This window comes from Nitrincola sp. (assembly GCF_048264025.1).
Classification (GTDB): Bacteria; Pseudomonadota; Gammaproteobacteria; order Pseudomonadales; family Balneatricaceae; genus Nitrincola.
Genome location: NZ_JBLXDN010000015.1, coordinates 32,135 through 43,900 on the forward strand (window position 1 = coordinate 32,135; position 11,766 = coordinate 43,900).

12 protein-coding genes are annotated in these 11,766 nt (G+C 55.1%); 7 read left to right on the plus strand and 5 right to left on the minus strand.

Features of this window, described 5'->3' with window-relative positions; all coding sequences use genetic code 11:
* Nucleotides 1-57: 57 nt before the first annotated feature.
* From dmpG to ACN0R1_RS12365, 4 genes are read right to left on the minus strand one after another with little or no spacing between them, the layout of a single operon-like run.
* Nucleotides 58-1,080 (minus strand): 4-hydroxy-2-oxovalerate aldolase, encoded by a 1,023-nt coding sequence (dmpG, locus tag ACN0R1_RS12350; protein WP_417583265.1) that lies wholly within the window; start codon nt 1,078-1,080, stop codon nt 58-60.
* A gap of 11 nt (nt 1,081-1,091) precedes the next feature.
* Entirely contained in the window at nt 1,092-2,024 is a 933-nt protein-coding gene (locus ACN0R1_RS12355) for an acetaldehyde dehydrogenase (acetylating) (RefSeq protein ID WP_417583267.1), read from the minus strand.
* Between the two features lie 22 nt (nt 2,025-2,046).
* A complete protein-coding gene (mhpD, locus tag ACN0R1_RS12360) occupies nt 2,047-2,844 on the minus strand; it encodes a 2-keto-4-pentenoate hydratase (protein WP_417583269.1) in 798 nt (265 codons plus the stop codon).
* Nucleotides 2,845-2,892: 48 nt separating this feature from the next.
* Nucleotides 2,893-3,114: a hypothetical protein gene (locus ACN0R1_RS12365; protein WP_417583271.1), complete on the minus strand. Its 222-nt coding sequence runs from the start codon at nt 3,112-3,114 to the stop codon at nt 2,893-2,895.
* A gap of 122 nt (nt 3,115-3,236) precedes the next feature.
* On the opposite strand from ACN0R1_RS12365, the gene ACN0R1_RS12370 reads away from it, so the two are divergent.
* From ACN0R1_RS12370 to ACN0R1_RS12395, 6 genes are all read left to right on the plus strand, one after another.
* Nucleotides 3,237-4,046, plus strand: a complete 810-nt coding sequence (locus ACN0R1_RS12370; RefSeq protein WP_417583273.1) for a DNA-binding transcriptional regulator — start codon at nt 3,237-3,239, stop codon at nt 4,044-4,046.
* Between the two features lie 295 nt (nt 4,047-4,341).
* A complete protein-coding gene (locus ACN0R1_RS12375; protein ID WP_417583275.1) occupies nt 4,342-5,280 on the plus strand; it encodes a 3-carboxyethylcatechol 2,3-dioxygenase in 939 nt (312 codons plus the stop codon).
* A gap of 47 nt (nt 5,281-5,327) precedes the next feature.
* Entirely contained in the window at nt 5,328-6,524 is a 1,197-nt protein-coding gene (locus tag ACN0R1_RS12380; protein ID WP_417583277.1) for an acyl-CoA dehydrogenase family protein, read from the plus strand.
* A gap of 87 nt (nt 6,525-6,611) precedes the next feature.
* Nucleotides 6,612-7,163 (plus strand): flavin reductase family protein, encoded by a 552-nt coding sequence (locus ACN0R1_RS12385; protein ID WP_417583279.1) that lies wholly within the window; start codon nt 6,612-6,614, stop codon nt 7,161-7,163.
* 64 nt (nt 7,164-7,227) lie between these two features.
* Complete coding sequence (locus tag ACN0R1_RS12390) at nt 7,228-8,088, plus strand: alpha/beta fold hydrolase (protein ID WP_417583281.1); 861 nt, start codon at nt 7,228-7,230, stop codon at nt 8,086-8,088.
* 270 nt (nt 8,089-8,358) lie between these two features.
* On the plus strand, nt 8,359-9,306 hold the full coding sequence (locus tag ACN0R1_RS12395) for an IS30 family transposase (RefSeq protein ID WP_417583283.1): 948 nt from the start codon (nt 8,359-8,361) through the stop codon (nt 9,304-9,306).
* On the opposite strand, the gene ACN0R1_RS12400 is transcribed toward ACN0R1_RS12395, so the two are convergent.
* Nucleotides 9,229-10,197: a Bug family tripartite tricarboxylate transporter substrate binding protein gene (locus ACN0R1_RS12400; RefSeq protein ID WP_417583285.1), complete on the minus strand. Its 969-nt coding sequence runs from the start codon at nt 10,195-10,197 to the stop codon at nt 9,229-9,231. The two genes, ACN0R1_RS12395 and ACN0R1_RS12400, sit on opposite strands and share 78 nt — an antisense overlap.
* A gap of 507 nt (nt 10,198-10,704) precedes the next feature.
* On the opposite strand from ACN0R1_RS12400, the gene ACN0R1_RS12405 reads away from it, so the two are divergent.
* The gene (locus ACN0R1_RS12405) at nt 10,705-11,583 is read left to right on the plus strand and encodes a GntR family transcriptional regulator (RefSeq protein WP_417583287.1); all 879 of its coding nucleotides are present in this window, start codon (nt 10,705-10,707) and stop codon (nt 11,581-11,583) included.
* Nucleotides 11,584-11,766 lie beyond the last annotated feature (183 nt).

The window sequence follows — 11,766 nt, forward strand, 5'->3', positions numbered from 1 at the left end:
TGTTTGTAATGTTGCTTTTGATGCACAGAGGGCCAGCAAAAGCCGGCCCTTCAGGGTTTACTGACGCTTGAGCAGATCCAGCGCCACGTCCACGATCATGTCTTCCTGACCACCGACCATGCGGCGCTTGCCCAGCTCAACCAGAATGTCGACGGTCTTGAGACCGTACTTCTCGGCCGCCACTTCGGAGTGACGCAGGAAGCTGGAGTAGACGCCGGCATACCCCAGCGCCAGGGTTTCACGGTCAACGCGTACCGGGCGGTCCTGCAGTGGGCGTACGATGTCGTCGGCGGCATCCATCAGGGCATACACATCGGTACCGTGCTCCCAGCCCATCTTGTCGAAGGCGGCAATGCACACTTCCAGTGGCGCGTTACCGGCACCGGCGCCCTGACCCGCGAGGGAGGCGTCGACTCGGTCACAGCCCTCTTCAACCGCGACGATGGAGTTGGCCACACCCAATGCCAGATTGTGGTGGGCATGGATACCGGTCTGAGTTGCCGGATCCAGCACCCCCTTCACCGCACGGAAGCGGTCACGGATATCCTGCATGCCCATGGCACCGCCGGAATCGACCACGTAGATGCAGGTGGCACCGTAACTCTCCATCAGCTTGGCCTGCTCGGCCAGCCCCTGCGGCGCCTGCATGTGGCTCATCATCAGGAAGCCGACGGTATCCATGCCCAGCTTGCGGGCATGTTCGATATGCTGACGGGACACGTCCGCCTCGGTGCAGTGGGTCGCTACACGCACGATACGGGCACCGGCGCTGTAGGCATTTTCCAGGTCATGCACGGTGCCGATACCAGGCAGCAGCAGCGTGGCGATCTGCGCATGCTCGACCACTTCCGCTACCGCTTCGATCCACTCCAGATCGGTATGGGCACCGAAGCCGTAGTTGAAGCTGGAGCCCTGCAGGCCGTCGCCGTGGGACACCTCGATGGAGTCCACCTTGGCCTTGTCCAGCGCGCGGGCGATATCCTGTACATTCTTGATCGAGTACTGGTGACACACCGCATGGCTGCCGTCGCGCAGGGTCACATCAGAGATGTAGAGTTTCTTGCCGGGATTGAATGTCATCTTGTTCGTCCTCAGTTAATCAGTGACTTGGCGATGCGCTCGGCGGTACCCAGCGCGGCAGAGGTCATGATGTCGAGGTTGCCGGCGTAGGCCGGGAGGTAATGGGCCGCACCTTCCACTTCCAGGAAAACGGAGGTTTTCAGGCCGCTGAAATGGCCATGCCCCGGAATGTTGATCGGCTGATCTTCGGGGATTTCGTCGAACTGGACCTTCTGCTTCAGACGGTAGCCCGGTACGTAACTCTGCACTGCCGCTGCCATCTCCTCGATGGAGGCTTCCACCTGTGCCTGATCCGCCTTCTCGGACAGCACGTAGACGGTGTCGCGCATCAGCAGGGGCGGCTCGGCCGGGTTCAGGATGATCACCGCCTTGCCCTTGCTGGCACCGCCGACCACTTCGATCGCCTTGGTGGTGGTTTCAGTAAACTCGTCGATATTGGCGCGAGTGCCCGGGCCGGCCGACTTGCTGGAGATGGACGCCACGATCTCGGCATAGTGCACCTTGGCCACGCGTGACACTGCCGCCACCATCGGAATGGTCGCCTGGCCACCGCAGGTCACCATGTTGACGTTGCCCTCGTTGAGGTGCTGCTCTAGGTTGACCACCGGCACACAGTAGGGGCCGATCGCCGCCGGTGTCAGGTCGATAAACCTGAGCGATTCCTTGTGACCACGCAGGAACACGTCATTGTGCATGTGCGCCTTGGCCGAGGTGGCGTCGAACACGATATCGATGTCGGCAAATACCGGCATTTTCACTAGCCCATCGACGCCTTCGTGCGTCGTGGCCACGCCCATACGGGCCGCACGGGCCAGGCCGTCCGAGTTGGCATCGACCCCCACCATGGCGCCCATTTCCAGGCAGCCGCTGTTGCGCATGATCTTGATCATCAGGTCGGTACCGATGTTGCCGGAACCGATGATGGCTACTTTTATCTTCTTCATTTTGACTCCTGTTGCGAAAGGCTCAGGCGCTTGCCTGCGCAAACTCAACGGCCACCTGGCCGATACCACTGATTTCAGCCTCGAAACGGTCTCCCGGGGCGCACTCCACCATCGGACCCAGAGCACCGCTGAGCACCAGATCGCCGGCTTTCAGCGGTGTGCCCAGACGACTCAGGGTGCGTGCCAGCCAAAGAGCGGCATTGAGCGGGTTGCCCAGGCATTCGGCACCGCTGCCGCTGGAAACGCATTCGCCGTTGCGCGTCATGTGCATCTCGGCCCCGCGCAGGTCCACGCCATCCAGCCGGCGGGCCGGGGTGCCCAGCACAAAGCAACCGCTGGACGCGTTGTCCGCCACCGTATCAACAAAACGGATATCCCAGTTCTGGATGCGGCTGCCAACGATCTCGAGTGCCGGTACGACCCAGCCGATCGCCTGCATCAGCTCGGCGTGGGTGCAATCCTGCTGCGGCAGGTCGCGCTCCAGAATGAAAGCGATCTCGGCCTCAACCTTGGGCTGCATCACCAGATCGGCGGGGATGACGTCGTTGTCGCCGAAGCTCATGTCAGCGAACAGGGTGCCGAAATCCGGCTGGTCCACGCCCAGCTGGGCCTGCACACGGTGGTTGGTCAGGCCGACCTTGCGCCCCACGATGCGACGGCCCTGAGCAACCGCATGTTCGGTATTGATCTGCTGAATGCGGTAGGCTGACTCGGCGTCCTGAGAATCAAGACAATCTCGAATCGGCGCGGTCGCCTGGTTAAGCTGTTCAGCCGCGCGCAAGCGCTCGGCCATCTCGTGTAACTGTTGTTCGTTCACCATGTGACTAAGTACCCAGGCAATTCGCCGCACAGCTGCGACGGGGCAGTTTCAGACTGTTGTAAACAGGCGATGCGGAGCGTTAACCAAGCTGATATCCTGAATTAAAAAGACATCAAACTGAGCAGATTCAAGCAGATTAATATCGGGTATAAAGCTGAGAGAAAAAGCAGTCATATAATAATGAGAGTTATGGATTATATTTATAACTTTCACTCTCATCATTCTGCCCATATTTAAAATGGCGTGATGACTTATTCCGTTGAATATCATCTATGGACTCCGGGAAAGCATGTTTTTATTATGGCCGGAGTATAGGAATACCCTCTTAGCGACAGCAACAGAAATCGCACCCTAGGTGCACCTAGTGCACAACATGCAGCAGGAGACAGGCCGTGCAGGAACAGGACAAGAGCCCAACCCAGGGCGAGTACAAGCTAGTTCAGGGGCTGATGCGTGGTCTGTCGCTGCTGCATGCTCTCAACCGATGCGATGGCGGTGCTCGCATCACCGAATTGGCACAACAGACAGGACTGCACCGCACCACCGTTCGCCGCCTGCTGGAGACCTTGCAACACGAAGGCTATGTTCGCCGCAGCGAGTCGGACGACAGCTACCTGCTGACACTCAAGGTCCGCGAGCTGAGTGAAGGTTTCCGCGACGAGCACTGGGTTTCCCAGTTTGCAGCCCCACTGCTGGGGCAGCTGTTACAGGAAGTCGTCTGGCCCACCGATATCTCGACCCTGGATGTGGACGCCATGGTTATCCGTGAAACTACACACCGCTTCAGTCGCTTGTCATTCCACCGCTCTATGGTTGGCCGCCGCCTGCCGATGCTGATGACCGCCGCAGGCCGTGCCTATATTGCCCACTGTCCGGATCAGGAACGGGAACAGATCATCCAACTCCTTGCCAGCCGAGATGACAACCAAGGAGCGCTGGCTCGAGACCCTGAAAGTGTTGAAAAGCTGATCCGTAAAACCCGGCAAGATGGCTACGGCTCCAACTATCGGGACTGGGGTGAAGAGGGTCGTATCGCCGCTATCGCCCTGCCCATTCGACATGAAGAGCGGGTGCTGGGTTGCCTGAATCTAGTCTATATCGCTGATGCCATGACTATCGAGGCAGCGGCTGCACGCTACCTTGAAGCCATGCGGTCGGTGGTCACTCGAATCGAACATAGCCTGTCCCCCAAAATCCGCTGAGGCCAATACCCAGGCTTCTCACCCGCTGCTCCAGTACTGACCACCACAAGACCTTGCTGTGCACTATGTGCACCCAAGGTCCGTTTTTGCTTGATGTTATTTTCTCGCCTGTCCAGAATCCACCCTAAATAAATCGAAAGACTTTACATAAATTCAATTTAATCCTTTCGATTAAGCCCCCTATTTAATTATTTAGAATCGTAATTCATCACAGTATTCAAAAATCCCTTACAAACACCGGGAGCCAACATATTAATGTTCAGCTCTCGCATAAAGATAAAAAGAAGGTAGAGATATGAGCATCATGCTTAAATGCCTGTCGCATACACCTCTGCGTGGCCGTAACGACCCCGGTGCCGATGTTGTTGCCGAAGTGGATAAGGTTCTGGAAGCGGCTCGTGCAGAAGTTGAAGCATTCGATCCTGAACTGGTTATTGTATTTGCCCCGGACCACTATAACGGCCTTTTCTACGACCTGATGCCCCCATTCGTAGTCGCTACAGCTGCGGAGTCGGTCGGTGACTACGGCACTCTGCCCGGCCCCCTATCAGTGGATGCCGAACTGGCACTGGAGCTGACCAAACATCTGATGAACAACGACCTGGATGTCGCCTTGTCGCATCGGCTGCGGGTCGATCATGGCTGCACCCAGACTCTGGAAGAAACGACCGGCAGCCTGACCCGCTACCCAGTGATTCCGATCATTATCAACTCAGTGGCTCCCCCCTTTGTACCCTATCGCCGTATTCGCCAACTGGGTGAGGCCGTGGGTCACTTCCTGGCCGCATTGAACAAGCGTGTGCTGATTCTTGGCACTGGTGGTCTGTCTCACGAGCCTCCGGTGCCCCTGTTGGCCGATTCACCGCAAGAGATTCAGGAGTTCCTGATCTGCGGTCGTAACCCGACACCTGAAGCCCGTGCGGCTCGTGAAGCCCGTACTGTTGCTGCCGGCAAAATCTATGGTTCCGAACTTTGCCAGCAAACCCCACTCAACGCGGCCTGGGACGAAGCCTTCATAGAACTGCTGCAGAGCGGTGAGCTTGAACAGGTGGATAACTTCGATATCCAGCAGATCTCCACCGAAGCCGGACGCTCTACCCACGAGGTGCGTACCTGGGTTGCCGCCTTCGCCGCACTGGCTGCCAGCGGTCCCTATCAGGCACGCAAGGACTACTACCGTCCCATCAACGAATGGATTGCGGGCTACGGCGTGGTCAGCGCCACTCCCGCCTGAGCTGACCACAGCTGAACAATAAAACAGACTCATCTGGAGAGACCCATATGAACGCTATCGTTACCCCAATCCCGACCGAAGAAGAGATCGTACAGCGCGCCCGTGACATGATCCCGATGCTGCGTGAGCGTGCCGATGCCTGTGAAAAAGCGCGCATGGTTTCCAAGGAGACCATTCAGGCCTTTCAGGAAGCCGGCTTCTTCAAAATCCTGCAACCCAAGCTCTGGGGCGGCTACGAGATGCATCCGAATGTACTCAACCGTGTACTGATTGAGCTGGCTCGCGGCTGTCCGTCCAGCTCCTGGAATGTGATGGTGCTGGGTGTGCATCCTTTCGAAGTGGGTTTGCTGCCGGAACAGGTGGGCGACGAACTCTGGGGGGAGGACAACACACGACTGGTTTCCTCCTCATACGCACCTTTCGGCACCGTAGAACTGGTTGAAGGCGGCTACCGTTTGAACGGAGAGTGGCTGACTTCCAGCGGCTGTGACCATGCCGAAGGTGGTACCTTCCTCGGTGGCCGCGTACTGGAAAACGGCGCGATGGTATTCCGCTCTTTCTGGGTTCAACGCGATCAGATCGCGGAGATCGTGGATGACTGGCACGTGGTTGGCCTGGCGGGAACCGGCAGCAAGAAGCTGGTGATCAAGGACGTCTTCGTACCGGCTTACCGCAGCCATGTGATTGGGGCCTATGATCAGGAATCACACGGCAACGTCGCCAATCTATACAAGGTGCCCTTCTTCTTCGTGTTCTATGCCGCCGTATCCTCAGTGCTGATCGGCATGGCACGTGGCATGTCTGACCTGTATATCGAGCACATGGTGCCGCGCCAGAACCTGAACCAGGCGGTAGGTGCTGCGGTGAACGATCCGTTTATCAAATACCGTCTGGGTGAAGCCGAAGCCAAAATCACAGCGGCCGAGGCCCGAGTGTTGAGCAACACCGAAGAAGCCTGGCGCTATGCTTCTCGTGGCGAGTTGGTACCAACCGATGTACGTGTGCGTCACTTCGCCACCAACCAGTTCACCGGCGGCGACTGCTTTGATGCGGCGCACATGATCTTCAAGAAGACCTCAACCCGTGGCGTCTGGTTGAACAACCCGATGCAGCGCCAGATGCGCGACATCCTGGTCGGTGCCAACCACATCACTCAGAACCAGGACAATATCGGTGATCTCCTGGGCGGTCAGTTGCTGGGCAACCCGCTGCCCCAGCCGAATCCTTTCGGCGTTAAGGCATAAGCCAAATACCTTTGGCGCAAATGCCAGAGCCTAAGGGCCTTCTGTATAGCTGCAGAAGGCCCCGCCTGAATTATTAGAGAGACGATCATGAATCAGCACATCAACCAGCTGCTCGACTGGACACCCAACGCCGAGCTCAGTGAAAAGCCGATGGTCAGTGCCGACGAACACCGTAACGGCATGCGTCATTTCGCCATGGGCGTCAGCACCATCACCACCGGCGATGACAAGGCCCGCGCCGGCCTGACCGCCACAGCTGTCTGCTCGGTAACTGCCGACCCACCTCGCCTGGTCGTGTTCGTTAACAAGGGTGTCTACGCCAGTGAACTGATCCTCAAGAACGGCGCTCTGTGTGTCAACATCCTGGCCGGCGACCAGGAAGAAGTGGCCAAGGCCTTCGCAGGCATGATCAAGGATGTACAGGGTGAGTCCCGCTTCGAATACGGCACCTGGGACAGTCTGGCCACCGGCGCTCCGGTACTGCAGGACGCGCTGGCCAATTTCGATTGCCGGGTGGTCAAGGTATTTGACGAGAGCACTCACCACGCCTTCCTCTGCGAGGTACTGGCCACCCGTGAGCGCCAGGATGGTGAAGCTCTTATCTATCTGAACGGCGGCTTCCGTCAGATTCCACAATAAAAAACCTCACAGATTATCATGCCCCGGCAATTGCCGGGGCGAGCAGTTTTAGCAGGAGAGCAAAATGAGCATGAACCTGACCGAAGCAGACAGCAGCCGCTTTATCGACATCGAACTGGATGGCCAGCCGATCAAGCTGCATTACAACGACTGTGGCGAAGGCGCTGAGACCGTGGTGATGTTGCACGGTTCAGGCCCTGGCGCCAGCGGCTGGGCCAATTTCAACCGTAATATCGAGCCACTGGTTACTGCGGGATATCGCGTCATCCTTCTCGACTGCCCGGGCTGGAGCAAAAGCGACTCCATCGTCTGCACCGGCTCACGCTCGGATCTCAATGCCCGCGCACTCAAGGCTGTCGTGGATGCACTGGACCTTGAGCATATCCATATTCTGGGCAACTCAATGGGAGGCCACAGCGCCGTTGCCTTTACCCTGGAATACCCTGAGTTCGTTGGCAAGCTTGTGCTTATGGGAGGCGGCACCGGAGGTGCCAGTCTATTCACGCCGATGCCAGCGGAAGGGATCAAGCTACTGCAAGGGCTCTACTGCGAGCCGACTATCGAAAACTTGAAGAAGATGATGTCGGTGTTCGTGTTCGACACCAGCGACCTGACAGAAGAACTGTTCCAGGCGCGTCTGGACAACATGCTCAAGCGTCGTGATCATCTGGAAAACTTTGTGAAAAGCATGGCCGCCAATCCCAAACAGTTCCCGGACTTCAGTCCCCGCCTGCCTGAAATTCAGCAGGATACACTGGTCATCTGGGGCCGCCAGGACCGCTTCGTGCCGATGGACACAGGTCTGCGTCTGGTTGCAGGTATTCCCAACTCTCAGCTGCACATTTTCAATCAGTGCGGTCACTGGGCGCAGTGGGAACACGCGGAAAGGTTCAATAGAATGGTATTAGATTTTTTACTGAACTAGGGAGCGTGTGAACAAGTCCTTCGCCTGAGATAATACCAGCTCAGGAACAGGGATGCTCGAATGGATCAGCTGCTGACCTTCACTGACAGCAAGCTCAGCAACACCCCGTCAGACCCGTAAGGAGAAATTTATGGGACGAATGGATAGGCTGATCCATGGGTCATCGGGAATTCAGATAATAAGTGCGACACTCATGGTTGAACGTCGAGAGGTAGCCAACTGCTGACAGTGGTACGCTTCATCTCGCCAAAGGTAGAAGTAAGTATCACCATGAGTTATCAGCAGTTGACCGAGGGGAAACGATACCAGATATCGGCCCTTCTTGTGCAGGGCTATTCCCCTTCAGCGATCGCCAGAGCGGTCAAGATCCACCGTTCCACTGTCTATCGGGAGTTGAAGCGTAACAGCGACCAGAGCGTGTACGAACCCGAGAGTGCGCATCAGAAAGCCTTGCTTCGCCGTACCAGCTCTCACAAGCGTCGCGTGTCAGAACTGGTCGTACAGTATGTTGAAATGACGCTGTCTTGGCTATGGAGTCCTGAGCAAATAAGCGGTATTGGTAAACTCATTGGTCTACCCGTCAGCCATGAGTGGATCTACCGCCATATTGCTGCTGATAAGGTTAGTGGCGGCAAGCTTTACAGGTGTCTGCGCCAGGGACATAAACGCTATCGCAAAGGCAGAAACAGCAAACGGTCGGCTATCCCGGAGCCGCTTTCGATCGATGAGCGCCCTGCTATTGTGGACGCGCGGACACGCTTCGGTGACTGGGAAATTGATACTGTGCTGGGTAAACACGGAACCGGTGCTCTGGTGACGTTGGCTGAGCGCAAAAGTCGCTTGTATCTGGTACGTAGAGTCGGCTCCAAACGAGCGACAGACGTTCGTGACGCAGTTATTGCAATGCTCAAGCCCTATGCTGACCATGTACATACGATCACGGCAGACAACGGAAGCGAATTTGTCGAGCACCAAGCAATCGCCAAGGCATTGAAGACAAAGTTTTATTTTGCCCACCCGTACTCATCATGGGAGCGCGGACTGAACGAGAACTTTAATGGTCTGTTGCGGCAGTTCATTCCGAAAGGTACGGATCTGCGATTGATTACCGACGAGGATGTCCGTCGCGTAGAGAAAAATTTAAACCTGAGGCCCCGCAAGTGCCTTGGGTTCAGGCAGCCTGAAGTCGTGTTTCGGGAATACCTTCAGGCTGCATAGGCGGGTGTCGCACTTCGGAGGTGAATCCGCGTCTTCGGTCAGTTTCTTGACCGCATTTGTCCAGTATTCGTAAGCTTCTTCTGAAGCACCTTTTGGAATGTAGAGACCACGCCAGTTGGGGCCGATTACGTCATAGCCCTGTTCAATTGCAGTCGGGAATTGCTCGTAACCGGACAGACGCTCAGGTGACATCACTGCCAGCACACGAACATCACCGGATTCAGCAAAGCCACGAATTTCCGAGAAATCTCCCGAGAACACCTGAACGGCATTAGATAACAAGGCTGTCATCGCCTCACCGCCACCAGGGAAAGCGACATATTTGAGTTTGCGTGCATCCTGCAGACCTGCCGCCTTCGCCAGCATTAGCGGTTTGATGTGGTCATAACCCCCAACGGCAGAACCACCCGACCAGGCAACCTTGCGCGGATCAGCAACAACAGCATCCATCAGCGATTTCAGGTCCTTGTATTCAGAATCTTTTGCAACCGCGATTGCACCATATTCAGCACCAAATGTAGCCAACCAACGAACATCATCAGGTGTAGAACCCGGGTATGCATCCTGTGCCAAACGTGACGTTGTACCGTTGGACGCCGCGACGATGAGGCTGTTGTCTTCATTGCGCTCATTGGAAACGTAGGCGTATGCCACACCGCCGCCACCGCCAGACATGTTGGTGACCTGCATGGTGTCTTCGATCAATCCAAGATCAAACAGGTACTTGGCAGTACTTCGGCAGATGAAATCCCAGCCACCACCAGCGCCAGCCGGCGCAATGCAATCAGGGCTTTCAGGCTTGAATTCGGCAGCATAAGCCCCGGTTACACTTGCAAAACTCGCAATCGAAGCAAGGGTCAGTGCACATAGTGTTTTTTTGTTCTTAATCATGCTCTTCTCCAGTCTTTGTAATTTTTCTTGGCACGCTACGCGGGACATTATTGGTTATTTGAGCACACAAATACAATCAAGATTTTTCAATTTTTCACCTGAGCCAACCATCCATTACAAGAGCGAACCCTAAAAAAGCCAGTAAATATGCATTTACTTCTTTATAATCAGATAGTTACAAATTTACTATTTGTATTTCCGCGACCATTATTCCTGCTTTTAGTTTTCAATGTAGCCTCGAATGCAACATCATCCAGCCACCAAGACTGGTTTTTCATCCCTTCCATCTACTTTACATCCATTGTTTATAAGACAAATGTGACATTCCACCCACTTCACCAAAGTGGTAAATTATTGCCACCAGATAGGAAATAGCTCCCTTTCATTGCACTTATATGCATGAATATTCAATATGAGCTAAGATGCGGCAGCGCATTCACACGCGGTTAGTGCTTTTAATCCGGCTCAGTCTGGAGAGGCCGCAGAGGACACAGGACAGATATCGAAATGGCAAATGGTGATGTAACAAGCAAGATAGCCAAGATGATTTTGCAGGAGCTCCTGTCTGGAGACCTCAGCTGCGGCGAACATATCAATGCAAACAGCCTGGCCGATCACTATGGCGTGTCTCGCACTCCAATCCGTGAAGCACTAAAAGAGCTGGAAATTAAGTCGGTTGTGATTCGTAAACCTAATCGTGGCTACTTCATTGCCGACGAGCTACCGCGTGATGTAATGGACTGGGCCAAGACCCAACTGGAAGAGTCTGCTGATGAATATCAGACACTGGTAAACGACTGGCTTGAAGACGCCATACCTGAAGAATTTACCGAGCAATTCATCAAAGATCGCTACAACTGGACCAAGCTGAAGACAACGGCGATGCTTTCCCGTGCCAACCGCGAAGGCTGGGCAGAGCGCAAACCCGGCTATGGCTGGAAGCTTCTACAAGTCGCCAAAACCGCCGAAGCTTTCAGCCAAATCTACCGATTGCGAATAGCCCTTGAGCCTGCCGCATTGCTCGAACCTACATTTCAATTGGATCATAAGGTCCTCAAAGAACTTCGCGCCGCTCAAAAACGGATGCTGGCCGCCGATGTAGGCTCTCTCTCCAATGAAGTTATCCTCAGTTACGGGCCAAATTTCCACGAAGAGTTGATCCGAATGTCCGGCAACCCCTACTTTCTGATGGCGCTTCAGCAAGCAAACCGCATGCGTAAGCTGATGGAATACAAAGCCCCTATTGATCGTGAACGGCTTGAAGAGCAGTACAGCGAACATCTGGAAATTCTGGATTTGCTTGAAGCTGGTAACGTTGTAGATGCGTCCTACAAGCTCCGACAGCACCTGGTTGGCGCCTTTGCACGCAAAAGTCGCGCAAGTTAATGTTTCTAAGCCTGCTTTCCTGACCATAGGCTCTCTGGACTCCTCCCTTAGAGCCTTCTCCGACATCTCCAGCCTTGCCTTAAAACGCACCTTTTGGGTCAGCACAGTGAATTTGCTGATGACGGATTGTTTTGATGATAGTCATCATCTATTATTTTTGATGATGACTATCATCAAAGTGCA